13 protein-coding genes are annotated in these 15,719 nt (G+C 49.4%); 11 read left to right on the forward strand and 2 right to left on the reverse strand.

Annotation, left to right across the window (positions count from 1 at the left end; all coding sequences use genetic code 11):
* The first annotated feature begins 49 nt into the window (after window positions 1-49).
* The 9 genes from O4H47_RS14230 (at window position 50) to O4H47_RS14270 (ending at window position 11,663) form a co-directional block, all read left to right on the forward strand.
* Window positions 50-1,666 carry an antiporter gene (locus O4H47_RS14230; protein ID WP_269394668.1) on the forward strand — a complete coding sequence of 539 codons (1,617 nt, stop codon included), beginning with the start codon at window positions 50-52 and terminating at the stop codon, window positions 1,664-1,666.
* 69 nt (window positions 1,667-1,735) lie between these two features.
* Complete coding sequence (locus tag O4H47_RS14235) at window positions 1,736-5,473, forward strand: nitrate reductase subunit alpha (protein ID WP_269394669.1); 3,738 nt, start codon at window positions 1,736-1,738, stop codon at window positions 5,471-5,473.
* A complete protein-coding gene (narH, locus tag O4H47_RS14240) occupies window positions 5,473-7,002 on the forward strand; it encodes a nitrate reductase subunit beta (RefSeq protein ID WP_269394670.1) in 1,530 nt (509 codons plus the stop codon). Before O4H47_RS14235 ends, narH begins: the two co-directional genes overlap by 1 nt.
* A 13-nt stretch (window positions 7,003-7,015) precedes the next feature.
* Window positions 7,016-7,720, forward strand: coding sequence for a nitrate reductase molybdenum cofactor assembly chaperone (gene narJ / locus O4H47_RS14245; RefSeq protein ID WP_269394671.1), 705 nt, complete (start codon window positions 7,016-7,018; stop codon window positions 7,718-7,720).
* Window positions 7,721-7,731: 11 nt separating this feature from the next.
* Complete coding sequence (gene narI / locus O4H47_RS14250) at window positions 7,732-8,427, forward strand: respiratory nitrate reductase subunit gamma (protein ID WP_269394672.1); 696 nt, start codon at window positions 7,732-7,734, stop codon at window positions 8,425-8,427.
* Window positions 8,428-8,488: 61 nt separating this feature from the next.
* A complete protein-coding gene (locus O4H47_RS14255) occupies window positions 8,489-9,358 on the forward strand; it encodes a peptidylprolyl isomerase (RefSeq protein ID WP_269394673.1) in 870 nt (289 codons plus the stop codon).
* 4 nt (window positions 9,359-9,362) lie between these two features.
* Window positions 9,363-10,373 carry a GTP 3',8-cyclase MoaA gene (gene moaA / locus O4H47_RS14260; protein ID WP_269394674.1) on the forward strand — a complete coding sequence of 337 codons (1,011 nt, stop codon included), beginning with the start codon at window positions 9,363-9,365 and terminating at the stop codon, window positions 10,371-10,373.
* A gap of 4 nt (window positions 10,374-10,377) precedes the next feature.
* A complete protein-coding gene (gene mog, locus O4H47_RS14265; RefSeq protein ID WP_269394675.1) occupies window positions 10,378-10,905 on the forward strand; it encodes a molybdopterin adenylyltransferase in 528 nt (175 codons plus the stop codon).
* A gap of 17 nt (window positions 10,906-10,922) precedes the next feature.
* A complete protein-coding gene (locus O4H47_RS14270) occupies window positions 10,923-11,663 on the forward strand; it encodes a phosphotransferase enzyme family protein (protein WP_269394676.1) in 741 nt (246 codons plus the stop codon).
* Here O4H47_RS14270 and O4H47_RS14275 read toward each other — a convergent pair.
* Window positions 11,660-12,622: a DUF2332 domain-containing protein gene (locus O4H47_RS14275; RefSeq protein ID WP_269394677.1), complete on the reverse strand. Its 963-nt coding sequence runs from the start codon at window positions 12,620-12,622 to the stop codon at window positions 11,660-11,662. The genes O4H47_RS14270 and O4H47_RS14275 overlap by 4 nt on opposite strands.
* Before the next feature lie 121 nt (window positions 12,623-12,743).
* On the opposite strand from O4H47_RS14275, the gene O4H47_RS14280 reads away from it, so the two are divergent.
* Together O4H47_RS14280 and O4H47_RS14285 are read left to right on the forward strand one after the other, a co-directional pair.
* Window positions 12,744-13,664 (forward strand): carbohydrate kinase family protein, encoded by a 921-nt coding sequence (locus tag O4H47_RS14280; RefSeq protein ID WP_269394678.1) that lies wholly within the window; start codon window positions 12,744-12,746, stop codon window positions 13,662-13,664.
* Between the two features lie 144 nt (window positions 13,665-13,808).
* A complete protein-coding gene (locus O4H47_RS14285) occupies window positions 13,809-14,231 on the forward strand; it encodes a hypothetical protein (protein WP_269394679.1) in 423 nt (140 codons plus the stop codon).
* Here the strand turns inward: O4H47_RS14285 and O4H47_RS14290 are convergent.
* Complete coding sequence (locus O4H47_RS14290) at window positions 14,228-15,712, reverse strand: ArnT family glycosyltransferase (protein ID WP_269394680.1); 1,485 nt, start codon at window positions 15,710-15,712, stop codon at window positions 14,228-14,230. The genes O4H47_RS14285 and O4H47_RS14290 overlap by 4 nt on opposite strands.
* Window positions 15,713-15,719: the final 7 nt, after the last annotated feature.

The following is a 15,719-nucleotide window of genomic DNA, read 5'->3' on the forward strand; positions in this document are numbered from 1 at the left end:
GCTTCAGAAACACTCTTGGGGGGTGTTTCTCAACTAAAGGAGAAATATCGTGGGTCAAGACCTTCGCGATTGGAACCCGGACGACGAAGCCCAGTGGAAAGCCACTGGTAAAGCAATTGCAACACGCAACTTGTGGATTTCGATCCCATCGTTGCTATGTGGTTTCGCTGTTTGGCTATATTGGGGCATCATCACTGTTCAGATGGTGAACTTGGACTTTGGGTTTGCTAGCTCTGAGCTGTTTACCTTGGGCGCGATTGCGGGCCTTACTGGTGCAACGCTTCGCATTCCGTCGACATTCTTCATCCGTATTGCGGGTGGCCGGAACACCATCGTGTTTACAACAGCACTATTGATGATCCCCGCGATTGGCGCAGGTTTTGCCTTGCAAGACCCAGGCACACCGCTTTGGTACTTCCAAATGCTTGCTTTCTTGTCTGGTATTGGTGGCGGCAACTTCTCGTCTTCAATGTCCAACATTTCTTTCTTTTATCCGAAGAAAATTCAGGGTTATGCGCTTGGCATGAACGCTGGTTTGGGCAACTTTGGTGTGACCACCATGCAGATCCTGATCCCGTTGGCCATGACAATGGGCTTGTTCGGCGGCGCTAGCCGTACGCTGGTCAACACTTCGGGTACACTAATCGGCAAAATCCCAGCGGGCACTGAAACATACATTCAAAACGCTGGCTTTATCTGGTTGGTTTTCTTGGTGCCTTTGGCGTTCCTTGGTTGGTTCTTCATGAATAATATTCGTGATGAGCATGTTTCGCCAAAAATCCCAAACTTCTTTGGTTCAGCAGGCATTATCCTTGGTATGCTCGCGATCGGACTAGCAACTTCAGCTTTTGGCATTTGGTTATTGTTGCCGGGCGTTGAAGGTGGCATGCCCACATCTGGTTTGGCCCTTTCAAAATGGATCGTGCTTCCAATCGTTATCATCTTGACTGTCTTGGGTCTGAAAATGATCCCGGGTGCCGTTGGTCAGAACTTGAACCGCCAATATAAGATCTTTGGCAACAAGCATACTTGGGCAATGACAGTGATCTACACCATGACTTTTGGTTCGTTCATTGGCTTCTCAGCTGCTTTGCCGTTGACCATTAAGGTTGTGTTTGGCTTCAGCCACGTTGAAGTTGACGGGGTTATGACCCACGATTTGGCCAACCCAAATGGTCCATCCGCACTCATGTTTGCATGGATGGGCGCATTTATTGGCGCTTTGATCCGCCCAATCGGCGGCATGTGGGCCGATAAAATGGGTGGCGCGAAAGTAACTCAGATCATTTCTGTTGTGATGGTTGCCAGTGCACTGGGCGTTGCTTACTTCATTCAGCAAGCCTACTCATCTGCTACTCCAGAAATCTACTTCTGGCCTTTCCTAGGTCTCTTCCTGATTTTGTTCGCCGCCACTGGTATTGGTAACGGTTCGACATTCCGTACCATTGCGATGGTGTTTGACAAGGAACAAACCGGCCCAGCGTTGGGTTGGACTGCAGCTGTGGCCGCATATGGTGCCTTCATTATCCCGAAGGTATTTGGCGAGCAGTTGGGCGCCGGACACCCTGAGTACGCTCTGTATGGCTTTGCAATCTTTTATGCGGTCTGCATTGCGATCAACTGGTGGTTCTACCTTCGTCCGAACGCCTACGTTCAAAATCCATAAGAGCCGATTGAAACACGTCGGGGTGTCGGCAGGGCACCCCGCACTATCCTTATTCTAGGGGGAATTGAAATGAGTAATCTACTTGATCGTCTCAACTTCTTGGCGCCGAAGGAAAAATTTTCCAATGGGCACGGGGTGACGACGAATGAAAATCGGGGCTGGGAGGATGCTTATCGCAAGCGCTGGCAGCACGATAAGATCGTTCGCTCGACACATGGTGTGAACTGTACGGGTTCATGTTCATGGAAGATCTACGTTAAAGGCGGCATCGTTACTTGGGAAACCCAACAAACAGATTATCCACGTACGCGACCTGACCTTCCAAACCACGAACCTCGTGGTTGTGCGCGTGGCGCAAGTTATTCTTGGTACATGTATTCTGCCAACCGCGTGAAGCATCCTTTGATCCGTTCACGTTTGGTCAAACTGTGGCGCGACGCTCGTGTGATGCGCGAGCCAGTGGCGGCCTGGGAATATATCCAGCAAAATGAAGAGGCCCGCAAATCCTACCAAGAAGTGCGGGGCCATGGCGGTTTTGTTCGCGCTGATTGGGATGAAGTAAACGAGATTATTGCAGCGGCAAACGCTTACACAGCAAAAACATATGGCCCTGACCGGATCTTTGGCTTCTCGCCAATTCCAGCTATGTCCATGGTGTCCTATGCTGCGGGTTCTCGCTACCTTTCATTGATGGGCGGCACATGTATGTCGTTCTATGATTGGTATTGCGATTTGCCACCAGCGTCGCCAATGACGTGGGGTGAGCAAACCGACGTTCCTGAAAGTGCTGACTGGTACAATGCTGGGTTCTTGATGCTTTGGGGTTCAAACGTTCCTCAAACTCGTACGCCAGATGCTCACTTTTATACAGAAGCACGCTACAAAGGCACGAAGTCTGTTGTGGTCTCCCCCGACTACTCAGAGGCTTCAAAGTTTGCTGATTTGTGGTTGCACCCAAAACAGGGCACCGACGCGGCGCTTGCGATGGCAATGGGTCACGTTATTCTTCGTGAATTCCACCTGGATCGCCAAGCGGAGTATTTTGAAGATTATTGTCGTCGTTACACCGATATGCCGAACCTTGTTCGTTTGGTCGAAAAAGATGGCAATCTGATCCCTGAGCGTTTGCTTCGGTCTTCTGATTTTGCCGACAATCTTGGCGAAAAAGAGAATACTGAATGGAAAACAGTAGCTGTTGACGGCAAAACCAAAAAAATCGTTGTGCCACAAGGTTCAGCCGGTTTCCGTTGGGATGACAGCAAACAGTGGAACCTTGAAGCCAAAGACAGTAAGGGCAATGACACCGAGCTAGATATGAGCTTTGTGCTGGATGGTGAGCATGATCAAGTTGCTGATGTGGCGTTCCCATATTTTGGCAACCGTGAGCACGATCACTTCCAAGGCACAGACCACGCCAGCGTTTTGGTGCGTTCTGTTCCTGCCAAAAAGGTAAAGCTAAAAGACGGCGAAGCGCTTGTTGCAACTGTGTTTGATTTGTTCGTTGCCAACTACGGCCTTGACCGTGGTCTTGGCGGTGAAAATGTTGCGACCAGCTATGATGATGAAACGCCTTATACACCGGCTTGGGCTGAAAAGATCACTGGTGTGCCCCGCGAACACATCATCACAACAGCCCGTGAGTTCGCTGACAATGCTGAGAAAACAAATGGCCGTTCAATGGTCATTCTTGGCGCTGGTTTGAACCACTGGTACCATATGGACATGAACTACCGTGGCATCATCAACATGTTGGTGATGTGCGGTTGTATTGGGCAATCTGGTGGTGGTTGGAGCCACTATGTGGGTCAAGAAAAACTGCGTCCACAAACCGGTTGGCAGCCATTGGCCTTTGGCTTGGATTGGAGCCGTCCACCACGTCACATGAACTCAACCAGTGCTTGGTACGCGCATACGGATCAGTGGCGTTACGAGACTGTGACCGTTGATGAGATCTTGTCACCAACGGCCCCTGATGGCCCTTGGGATGGCACCATGATCGACTATAACATTCGCGCAGAGCGGATGGGGTGGTTGCCATCAGCGCCTCAATTAAAGACAAACCCATTGACCATTGCGGCTGAAGCAAAAGAAGCTGGCATGGACCCTAAAGACTATGTTGTTCAACAACTGAAGTCTGGCGATCTGGAAATGTCATGTGAGGACCCAGATGATCCAGCAAACTGGCCACGCAACCTATTCGTGTGGCGCTCAAACTTGCTCGGGTCGTCTGGTAAAGGTCACGAGTATTTCCTCAAGCATTTGCTTGGCACCTCACACGGTGTGATGGGCAAAGACTTGGGCGAAGAAGGCCGTGCGCGGTCAACGGAAGCCAAGTGGCATGACAAAGCGCCTGAAGGTAAGCTTGACCTTTTGGTTACGCTTGATTTCCGAATGAGCACAACTTGTGTTTATTCAGACATCGTTTTGCCAACAGCGACTTGGTATGAAAAGGACGATCTGAACACCTCAGATATGCACCCCTTCATCCACCCGCTTTCAACAGCGGCAGACCCTGCTTGGGAAGCGCGTTCTGACTGGGCAATCTTTAAAGGATTGGCCAAGAAGTTCTCTGAAATTGCACCAGAAGTTTTGGGTGTGGAAACAGATATCGTTACTCTTCCCATTCTACACGACACACCTGCCGAAATGGGGCAGGCGATGGAAGTTCAAGATTGGAAGAAAGGCGAAATTGACGCCATTCCAAACAAGACCATGCCAAACATTCTTGTGGTCGAACGTGACTATCCGAACTTGTACAAAAAGTTCTCTTCGCTTGGCCCATTGATGGACAAAATTGGCAACGGTGGCAAAGGCATTGCTTGGGACACCAAGCACGAAGTGCATTTGCTGCAAGAGCTAAACGGCGTCGTGTTGGAAGAGGGCATTTCAAAAGGCCTTGCGAAAATTGACAGCGCCATTGATGCCTGTGAAGTGATCTTGAGCCTAGCTCCTGAAACAAACGGCGAAGTTGCTGTGAAAGCTTGGGCCGCGTTAGAGCAGATCACAGGTCGCGAGCATCAACATCTCGCACTACCAAAAGAAGACGAGAAGATCCGGTTCCGTGACGTGGTCGCGCAACCAAGAAAGATCATATCTTCTCCGACATGGTCAGGTATTGAAAGCGAAAAGGTTTGCTACAACGCTGGTTACACCAACGTGCATGAGCTTATTCCTTGGCGGACATTGACTGGTCGTCAACAGCTGTATCAAGATCACCTGTGGATGCGGGCGTTTGGTGAAGGCTTCTGTCTCTACCGCCCTCCAATCGACACAAAAACCATCACACCGGAATTGGACGCACGTTCAAACGGCAACAAGCAAGTGGTGTTGAATTTCATCACACCGCACCAGAAATGGGGGATTCACTCCACCTATTCTGACAACTTAATGATGCTAACGTTGAACCGCGGTGGACCAGTTGTTTGGTTGTCTGAAACAGACGCTTTGAAAGCGGACCTTGAAGACAATGATTGGGTCGAAGTTTACAACTCCAACGGGGCACTTACTGCCCGCGTGGTGGTTTCTCAGCGGATGAAAGAAGGCACAGTCTTCATGTATCACGCACAAGAGAAAATTGTGAACACACCGGGCGCTGAGACTACTGGCCTTCGTGGCGGTATCCATAACTCGGTTACCCGTGCAATCACCAAACCAACCCACATGATTGGCGGCTATGTGCAGCAATCTTATGGTTTCAACTATTACGGCACTGTTGGTGCGAACCGCGATGAATTTGTGGTTGTGCGCAAGATGGACAAGGTCGAATGGCTCGAAGGGCCATACAAAGGCAAGCAGGAGGCGAAATAATGCGGATTCGTGCACAAGTCGGCATGGTGCTGAACCTGGACAAATGTATCGGGTGTCACACATGTTCTGTCACCTGTAAGAACGTTTGGACGAACCGTGAGGGCGTTGAATACGCTTGGTTCAACAACGTTGAAACCAAGCCAGGTATTGGTTACCCAAAAGATTGGGAAAACCAAAAGAAATGGAATGGTGGTTGGACCCGTAATTCAAACGGCAAAATCACCCCCAAAATGGGTGCAAAGTGGCGGGTATTGGCGAAGATTTTCGCCAACCCTGATCTACCGGAAATTGACGACTACTATGAGCCGTTCGATTTTGATTATGGCCATTTGCAAACTGCCAAAGAAAGTGAGGCGTTCCCAACAGCACGTCCGCGCTCTTTGATTTCTGGCGAGCGAATGGAAAAGATCAATTGGGGTCCAAACTGGGAAGAAATTCTTGGTGGTGAATTCTCCAAGCGGGGTAAAGACTACAACTTTGAAGGCATCGAAAAAGAGATTTACGGTGAGTTTGAAAACACCTTCATGATGTATCTGCCACGGTTGTGTGAGCACTGCTTGAACCCAACGTGCGTAGCGGCTTGCCCATCTGGTGCAATCTATAAACGTGAAGACGATGGCATTGTGTTGATCGACCAAGAAAAATGTCGTGGTTGGCGCATGTGCGTATCTGGTTGTCCTTACAAAAAGATCTATTACAACTGGTCTTCAGGCAAATCAGAAAAATGCACATTCTGTTACCCACGGATTGAAGCTGGTCTGCCAACTGTTTGTTCTGAAACTTGCGTTGGTCGGATCCGTTATTTGGGCGTAATGCTTTATGATGCGGACAAAATCGAAGAGATCGCATCCACACCAGACACCAAGGATTTGTACGAGAAACAACTCAAAGTGTTCCTTGATCCAAATGATCCTGAGGTCATCGCTGAAGCACGTAAGCAAGGCATCCCTGAGGACTGGTTGATCAGCGCTCAAAAGTCTCCGGTTTACAAAATGGCGATGGACTGGAAAGTGGCGTTCCCACTTCACCCAGAATATCGGACCCTTCCAATGGTTTGGTATATTCCACCACTATCTCCACTGCAAAATGCAGCGGCAGCTGGCAAAATTGGTGTTGATAAAAACAACATGCCAGATGTTGATAGCATGCGTATTCCGGTTCGCTATCTCGCCAACTTGTTGACTGGCGGTAAGGATGAGCCAATCGCGCTTGCCCTAAAACGGATGCTGGCTATGCGTGGCTATATGCGTACCAAAACCATTGACGGTGTGATTGATGACAAGTTTGCGACTGATGTGGGGCTAACCCCTGAATTGATCGAAGACATGTACAAGATCATGGCGATCGCAAACTATGAAGATCGGTTTGTTATTCCAACGTCACACCGTGAAGAAGCTGAAGATGCTTACGACCTTCGTGGATCATGTGGCTTTAGCTTTGGCAATGGCTGCTCTGGCGGTAACTCAGAAGTTGATCTGTTTGGGGCGAAAAAGACCAAAACAGTGACAACACCAACTGACGTCTTTTGATCGGAGAATGAAAATGGCTAATGCATTGAAAATCATATCAACGCTGCTTTCTTATCCCTCAAAGGATTTAAAAGATGCAGCGATAGAACTAAAGGCCGCCGTTTTAGACGACGGTCTGACAGGGGAGCCTGAAAAGGCTCTCCTCAACCAGCTGATCGACGATATTGCCTCGCTTGATGTTTACGAAGCGCAAGAGCGTTATGTGGAATTGTTTGACCGCACACGCACTTTGTCTTTGCACCTGTTTGAACATGTGCACGGGGAAAGCCGTGACCGTGGGCAAGCAATGGTAGACCTCAAGCAAATGTATGAAGCGCAAGGGTTTGAGCTTTCAGTCAGTGATTTGCCTGATTATCTGCCCATGTTCCTTGAGTTTGCGTCCATTCAAATTGAGAATGAGCGTGAGGAATTGCTTGGGCAAACCGTTCATATTCTGTCTGCTTTGCGCCAGCGTTTGGAAAAGAAAAAGAGCATTTATGCAAATGCTTTTCAGGCACTTGAGGCAATCATTTCAACCCAAGCTGACCCTGCGGTTGTTGCTGAGATCTTGAGCGTGCCGGATGATGATCCGAACGATCTTGAAGCGCTTGATGCTGTTTGGGAAGAAGAGGCTATCACCTTTGGTGGCGGCCAAGGTGAAGAAGATTGTGGTCCTGACCGGTTGAGCCGTCAGATGCGCGCTGCGAAGCGTCCAGCACCGCAACCAACGGTACAGTAGGGAGAAGAGAGATGAAGGAATTTCTCAATTTTGCAGTGTTTGGGGTTTACCCCTATATCGCATTGGCGACCCTGGTATTGGGCTCTGTGCTGCGGTACGACAAGGACCCATATACTTGGAAAGCAGGCTCGAGCCAATTGCTGCGCCGCAAACAATTGGTGCTTGGCTCTGTTTTGTTCCACGTCGGTGTTTTGGTGATTTTTGTAGGCCATTTGGTTGGTTTGTTGACACCGATTTGGATTTTTGATGCCTTGGGTATCAGCCACTCCGCTAAGCAAATGCTGGCGATTGTGGCAGGTGGTATTGCTGGTGTTGCTGGCATTATCGGGGCGACATTGCTCATTCACCGTCGTTTCTTCGATGCGCGGGTACGGGCGTCATCAAGCTTCTCTGATAACCTTACAATCCTGATCTTGTGGGTTCAGTTGGCGCTTGGTTTGGCGACTATTCCAGTGTCGCTGAAGCACCTTGATGGGCATGAAATGGTGAATTTCATGAACTACTGTCAGGGTATCTTCACCTTCAACTTCCAAGCATCAAGCTACATCATTGATGCGAGCCCAATCTTTAAGGCGCATATGTTCTTGGGTCTAACAATTCTATTGTTGTTCCCGTTCACCCGCCTTGTGCACATGCTTTCTGTTCCGGTTCGCTATATGTGGCGTCCGGGATATCAGGTTGTGCGAAGCAAGAAGAAACGCACTTAATTTGCGAAAAAGGTGGGGCGTTTGCGCCCCACCGACCACAAGATTTTGATAGGGAAGTATAATGGCTACACTCATCGACAATTCCATGCCAAAAATGGCAAATGGCGACGCTGTAAAAGTTGATCCAAAACCAAAGTCACCAGAGATTTTTGTAAACGGTGTTGAAATTACGCTGGAAGCCATTCAGCAAGAAGTGCAAAACCACGAAGCTGAAACACCAAAAGACGCTGTCCTCAACGCGGCGCGGGCATTGGTTATTCGTGAATTGCTTTTGCAAAAAGCAGATGCCTTGGGCTTAAGCGCTGAACCGATGGAAGATGCACAAGGTCGTCGCGAAACAGACGAAGATGCCAAAGTGCGTCAACTGCTCGAGCAAGAAGTGGATGTGCCGCGCGCTGGCGAAGAAGAATGTCAGCGCTATTTTGACCAGCATCAAGACAAATTCTCATCGGACACGATTTATGAAGCCCGACACATTCTCTTGGCTGGGGCATTGGAAGATCCTGTTGCGCGCCGCAAAGGCATGGTCAAAGCTGGGCAAATCATTGAATCGCTAAACAAAGCACCCGATCGCTTTGGGGAGTTTGCACGCGAGTTTTCCCAGTGCCCTTCAGCCAAAGAAGGCGGCAACTTGGGTCAATTGACTAAAGGCCAGACTGTGCCAGAGTTTGAAACTGTTTTGTTTGAACTTGAAGAAGGGCAAATGAGCCCAACGCCGGTACCAACACCCTTTGGCTATCACATCATTCAGCTGGATAGGATTATTGAAGGGCGTCAATTGCCATTTGATCACGTGAAGTCCAAGATTGCGGCCTTCCTTGAGGCATCGAGCTGGAGCCGTGCGGTTGCCCAATATATCGGTATTTTGGCTGGTGAAGCTGAGATCAAGGGCATTCAAATCGACGGTGCCGACAGCCCGTTGGTGCAATAGACCTATGCAAGATCAACCCAGTTCTCAATTGGTAGATCAGTTTGGTCGGCAGGCGAGCTACCTGCGCTTGTCGATCACAGATCGATGTGATTTGCGCTGCACCTATTGCATGTCCGAACACATGACGTTTTTGCCGCGTAAAGAAGTGCTTTCTTTGGAGGAGCTGGAGCGGTTGGTCACGGCCTTTGTTGACAATGGGGTGCGCAAAGTGCGGCTTACCGGCGGGGAACCATTGGTCCGACGCAATGTGATGAGCTTGTTTGAAGGCTTGTCTCGACACCTTGCAAGCGGTGCGTTGGATGAGCTAACGCTGACCACCAACGGCACTCTGTTGGGCAAATATGCCAAACAGCTGGTCGATTTTGGCGTAAAACGCGCCAACGTTTCACTTGATACGCTGTGCCCTGAGAAATATGCGGAGATTACCCGCTGGGGCCGGTTGGAACGTGTGCTCGATAGCATTGAAAAAGCGCAAGATGCTGGGTTGCACATCAAGATCAACACGGTGGCGGTTAAAGGCAAGATCGAAGAAGAGATCGATGATCTGATCAATTTTACGCATGGCCGTGGGATGGATTTGACACTAATTGAAACCATGCCACTTGGTGACGTGGGTATTGACCGAAATGATCAATATGTTTCCCTTTCTGACTTCCGTCAGGATTTGGCACAACGTTGGACCATGGCCGACATAAACGACACAACGGGTGGTCCTTCGCGCTATGTGCGAGTGGGTGAAACGGGCGGGCGTTTAGGTTTTATAACCCCGATGTCGCACAATTTCTGTTCCACCTGCAATCGCTTGCGCGTTTCCTGCACAGGCACGCTTTACACCTGCATGGGGGCTGAAGGGTCGGTTGATCTGCGCGATGCATTGCGCGCATCGGAAAGCAATGCGCCGGTTGAAGGGCTTATTCGCGAAACGGTGTTTGCAAAACCAGAATGCCACAATTTCTCCATTGATGAGAACGGTACATCTGGTATCAAGCGGCATATGTCGTTTTTGGGTGGATAGCTTTATGACCGTTAAAATTGGGATTGTGACCATTTCGGACCGCGCTAGTCGGGGCGAATATGAGGACAAAAGTGGCCCAGCGCTTGAAGCGTGGTTGAACGAGGTCATTTCGTCTGAATGGCTTCCTGAAAAACGGGTCATCGAAGATGGTATTGCTTCGGTTGAAGCTTGCTTGAAAGACCTTTGTGACAATGTTGAAGTTGATCTTATTCTAACCACTGGCGGCACAGGGCCTTCACCGCGCGACCTAACACCTGAAGCCATGGCTTTGGTAGTGGAAAAAGAGCTATTGGGCTTTGGCGAGTTGATGCGCAAAGTCAGCCTTGAACAAGTGCCAACCGCCATTCTTTCGCGCCAAACCGCAGGCATTCGCGGCAAAACGCTGATCATCAACGTGCCAGGCAAACCCTCAGCAATTGATGTATGCCTATCCGCGGTGTTCCCGGCCGTTCCCTATTGTCTTGATTTGATTGGGGCGGGTCACATTGAAACTGAAAAAGACAAAATCGATAGTTTCCGCCCGAAGAAATAGCGTTTAGTTTGCATCTCATGGCTGATGCTGATCTCATTGCAATTCTTAATCTCTGGGGCGACTTTGAGCTAGTGGGGCGACTTGCAGGAGGCCATCGCAATTGTGCCTATCAGGTGCGTGGTGCGGGTGGAAATTTCGTCCTCAAATCTACACGCCGTGAAGAAACTGCAATCGATTGGCTACTTGCTGTGCACCAAGTTGCACAAGAACAAGGGATTGTCGTTCCGTCCCTTCAGCACGGCAAAAACGGCTGTTTGGTGCAAGAAGGGTGGACACTTGAGGCCTTCATAGAGGGCAAGTATCCTGAAAAGCTGCCGATTGATTGGCTGCAGGCCGTTATGCCAAAGTTCCACGATGCAACATGCAACTTTTCTCAGAGGCCCGGTTTTGCATCCTCTCTGGATTTGTTGCGCATTGAAACCGGCGGCGACGTCGACCTGAATAAAATGCCCAATGAACTTGTCGACGCGCTTCGAAAGGCTTGGCGGGACGCTTCGAGCTCGCCACAAGCGGTAGTACATGGCGACATTAATGTGTCCAATCTCGTTGAAGTGCAGAATGGCGGCTTTGCATTGCTAGATTGGGATGAGACGCGGGTGGATTTCAGCTTCTACGATGAAATGCAGTTTGCGGCTGCCCAGCACAATGATGCAGCTGAACAGGCAGCCAAAGCATACGAGATCGCTTGTAGTTGGCTCGTGGAACCCAAATATGCACGACGTCTTGCACTATCGTTTTTGGCCTCAACTTATACTTAAATCCAACTGATTGACTTGCCGTGTGGATGTGTCCACGCGGTTGGGATGGTGTTGATGCTCAACAAGAAATCTTTTGCATCAGCAGTTTTTCTTTCCGGTGCATCAATGCAGCTAAAGATGCGCGCTGCCTCGTTGCTGATCCAGTAATCTGATAGTTGTTGGGCAGATGCGGCGAAGTTCTCACGGTCTTCTTGTTCAGCAACATAGCTCAAGACCGCTGTGTGGAAAATGATCAGGGTTGCGTCTTTTGGCGCTTGGTTGGCCAGCTCGGTTAGGTCTGTCAGCAAATTGCCTTTTACGACGTGTGGCGAATGTCGATTTGCGGTTTGAATGGCCAGTTCAAGGTTTTTCGCGCGCTCCTTATGTTCTGGCCAAATAAGTGTTTTAAGCCAGGCAACGTCATCGTCATTTTTCAGATCTAAAGGATTGAGATCAAGGCCGCGACGCCAGACGATATTTGGAAGTCGGGTGGGGATTGGTGTGTTGGCGGACGCCTCGCAAACGAATTGGGGCGTTGTTGATTTATCGCAGTCTGAAGGGGCTATTGAGGTCTGTGCGTAGGCGTAGGCATATTTATCTGGCAGAAGGCAAAGTCCAGCGGATGCGCCGACTTCAATCAGCGCGATTGGCCCCTTTATTCTGGCAAGAAGGGGCAATAAAACAGCGCATCGCGCAGGTTCATTTGTTTGCGTAGAGCGCCTCAACATTGTTTGGCGAACCGCGTCTTCGTTCTCAAATAAAGCCCGCTCAAACTCATCTGCGTTTGTCTGTAGTCCGGCAACATGTCGAACTGCGGCGAACAGCAGGTTTGGCTGCCGTTTCTCTTCTGGCAGTGCCGCAAGGAATGTTAGCAGCTGGTGGCTTTTGGCAACATGCCGTGCCAGTGTTTCGTAGAGTGGAGAGGAGCCTTGCGCTTCAATATCTGCGAAGCGTTGGTATCGTTGTGCGAGTAAATGCATAAAGTTTTTTCGAATAAATCTACGTGAACAATGGGACAGAAGTGGCGGATTAGTACTTGCGACTTTAGTCTAATATTGAATAGATGGCGTCAAATTATTCTATGTCCGAGGAAATTGTTGAATGATCGTTTGTTGTGGTGAAGCGCTGATTGATATGTTGCCGCGTGAAATTGCGGGTGAAGGCATGGGGTATCTGCCAGTTTCTGGTGGTGCGGTTTTCAACACAGCGATCACGCTAGGACGTTTGGGGGAGAAGGTTGGATTTTTCACCGGCCTTTCAACCGACCTATTTGGCCAGCAAATTGACGACAGTTTGGCTCAATCCAATGTCGATGCCAGTTTTTGTAAACGACACGATTTGCCCACCACTTTGGCATTTGTGAAGTTGACAGATGGTCACGCGGAATATGCGTTTTACGATGAGAACAGTGCGGGTCGGATGATCACTCAAACAGATTTGCCCGTGCTTAGCGATGACGTGACTGCCCTGCATTTCGGCGCTATCAGCCTTATTCCAGATCCATGTGGATCAACTTATGAAGCTTTGATGGTGCAAGAGGCTGCGCATCGTGTGATTTCGTTTGATCCAAACATTCGCCCGACTTTTATCAAGGATGAGCCAACCTATCGGGCGCGGATGGAGCGGATGCTGAAGCTTGCCGATATCATCAAAGTGTCGGATGAAGATTTGGCTTGGCTGATGCCTGGTGTTGGCTTTGCAGATGCAGCCAGATCCTTCATCGAGACTGGTGCGTCGATCGTTTTGATGACCAAGGGTGGTGAAGGCGTGGACGCTGTGACCAATGAAGGGCAGATATCGGTTCCCGCAACAAAGGCCGAAGTTGTGGATACGGTGGGCGCGGGCGATAGTTTCAATGGTGGGTTTTTGACGGGACTTAATCGGCAAGGACTATTGAATAAAGAAAAACTTGCTCGCATTCAAAACGACCAACTTGAAACCGCGTTGCGCTTGGCGGCAGACGTTTCTGCAATTACGGTTTCACGGGCTGGGGCGAACCCGCCTTGGGCGTCTGAATTGTAGTTCTTGTTTCAGTTAATTTGAATTGGTCACAATAGTGCCGCATTTGAGCGGTTGTTGGCGCCTCTTGAATTCTAAAGGTTGAATTTGAGTTCCCTTTGACCAGAATGAGCTGAGTTTGGCGGTACTTTCCGCCCCAAAATCCCCATGAAAAAATTCTTTGCGATTATCTTATGCGCGACCGCGCTTGCGGTCAGCAGCACTGCCCTTGTGACGCCTGCAAACGCCAAAAACTTGATTAAACTGATGGAAAAGGACCTTGGGGGGCGCCGCCCAAAAGGTTGTCCCAACAAATGGTGTGCCTGCTATATGGATAAGATTTTGGCCAAGGCCGGTTTTGATACGCGGGGGTCTTATCGTGCGCGAGATTTTGCGAAATACGGCAAGAAGGCCAATCCTGTTCAGGTCGGCTCCATCATGGTGCTGCCAAACCATGTGGGAGTCGTCATGGGAAAATGCGACGATGGTCGCGTCAAAATCATCTCGGGGAACTATTCAAAAAAGGTCGCTGTTGGATGCTATAGCGCCAAAAAAGCAATTGCTTGGCGTCTGCCGGTGAAGGGCAACTAGCCTTTAAATCCTAATGCTAAATAGAAATGGCGTTTTTCAACTAAATAGCCGCTCCTTTTGATTTCAAGCACATCGATTTGCTCTACGCTGTTGAAACGCTGTTCGAGCTCTATGGGTAGTGCATTTGCATGATCGGTCACCACTAACGCGTTCTGCCCAATGTGCTCGGCTGGTTCAAACCAGAATTGATATTGTGAACGTTGTGGCCCCAAGTCGGTAACATCTGCGTCTTGCATGGCAAACCCAAGCGGTGCTGAAATAGTATAGTGTGTGCCCGCGACGAAATCGACATTAAACTCGTCCCTAAGTTGTTCGGTTTTTTGTGCCGTTTCGTCCCAGCCGAATGCTCGGGCAGAAAAATAGTCTGCGGAGCTGAAATAGGTGCGCAAAGGTAGAATTGAGAAATTGTATGCGATAAGCCCGGCCACGATGATGCCGAACAGCATATGCGCCAACAAGAGCCAATTTGCGCGAAAAAATAGTCCAAGAAATGGCAATATGCCCACATAGGCCACCAAGTTCCAATGGAACATGATGTCGGTTGTGAAAGAAAGTCCCAAAAACACCAGGGTCGACGCCCAAAAGATTGCGCGGCCAAGCGGCAAATGGTTGTTGTTGCGCTCACTTGATTTGAACAGTGTTTTGATGAGCGGCCAAATTAGGAATGGTGACAAAAAGGCAATCATGCCTCCAGCAAACCCTTTCACGCCATCCAAATTATTGTCCGTGGGCAAGCCGGCATGCCGGTCTTGTAGGATAAAGGTGACTGAGGAAGCCTTAGTTGAAATGTTCCAATAGATCTCCGGGGAAAGCACAAGCAGAAAAAGCGCGAACGCGGCGTAACTCTGCCAGTGTTTGAAAATGGCGCGGGTTTGTTGATTGTAGAGCGCGAAGGCAAACACGCCCACCCCAAGTAGCACGGCGTTATATTTGGCAAGAGTTGCAAAACCCAAGAATATGCATGCAAGATAGAGGGGCGACCAACGCCGAAATGTTTCAGGAGTATTGAAGAACTTTATGAAAAAATAAAGGCTAAGCAACAGGCACAAGATCAACAAGTGATCGGGGAGCGCGAGCATGCTCATGGTGAGAAAAATGGGTGTACTCAGAAATAAAATAGCGGTGACTATAAAATCGGATTTGGGCTGGTCGCTAATCAGTTTGGTGATCAACCACAGGACCCACAGATCCGCAAAAAATGTAAGCACCGGGACAATGCGCAGCCCAAATATATTCCAGCCAAACAGTTTTGATGAAAGCCACAAAGACCAAGCATTTAGTGGGGGGTGATCGTAGTAAGAGATCGCTGGGTGCTGCGACCACATCCAATAATAGGCTTCGTCCGGCAAAATGGTGCCGCTGGTCCAAAACCACATCCGCAGCGAAACAAGTATGGCAATGCCAATGCCCGCAGCTATCCAAAAGGGGCTTTTTAGCAGCAAGACATTTGAATTTTGCTTCACATGTCTTGCTGTGTTCATCCGTTTG

This window comes from Maritalea porphyrae, assembly GCF_027213965.1.
GTDB lineage: Bacteria > Pseudomonadota > Alphaproteobacteria > Rhizobiales > Devosiaceae > Maritalea > Maritalea porphyrae_A.

Coding starts and splice junctions, on each gene's coding strand:
- moaA (WP_269394674.1), top strand. CDS start 9,363: ATGCAAGATCAACCCAGTTCTCAATTGGTAGATCAGTTTGGTCGGCAG.
- O4H47_RS14285 (WP_269394679.1), top strand. CDS start 13,809: ATGAAAAAATTCTTTGCGATTATCTTATGCGCGACCGCGCTTGCGGTC.
- narH (WP_269394670.1), top strand. CDS start 5,473: ATGCGGATTCGTGCACAAGTCGGCATGGTGCTGAACCTGGACAAATGT.
- narJ (WP_269394671.1), top strand. CDS start 7,016: ATGGCTAATGCATTGAAAATCATATCAACGCTGCTTTCTTATCCCTCA.
- O4H47_RS14235 (WP_269394669.1), top strand. CDS start 1,736: ATGAGTAATCTACTTGATCGTCTCAACTTCTTGGCGCCGAAGGAAAAA.
- O4H47_RS14270 (WP_269394676.1), top strand. CDS start 10,923: ATGGCTGATGCTGATCTCATTGCAATTCTTAATCTCTGGGGCGACTTT.
- O4H47_RS14290 (WP_269394680.1), bottom strand. CDS start 15,712: ATGAACACAGCAAGACATGTGAAGCAAAATTCAAATGTCTTGCTGCTA.
- O4H47_RS14255 (WP_269394673.1), top strand. CDS start 8,489: ATGGCTACACTCATCGACAATTCCATGCCAAAAATGGCAAATGGCGAC.
- narI (WP_269394672.1), top strand. CDS start 7,732: ATGAAGGAATTTCTCAATTTTGCAGTGTTTGGGGTTTACCCCTATATC.
- mog (WP_269394675.1), top strand. CDS start 10,378: ATGACCGTTAAAATTGGGATTGTGACCATTTCGGACCGCGCTAGTCGG.
- O4H47_RS14275 (WP_269394677.1), bottom strand. CDS start 12,622: ATGCATTTACTCGCACAACGATACCAACGCTTCGCAGATATTGAAGCG.
- O4H47_RS14280 (WP_269394678.1), top strand. CDS start 12,744: ATGATCGTTTGTTGTGGTGAAGCGCTGATTGATATGTTGCCGCGTGAA.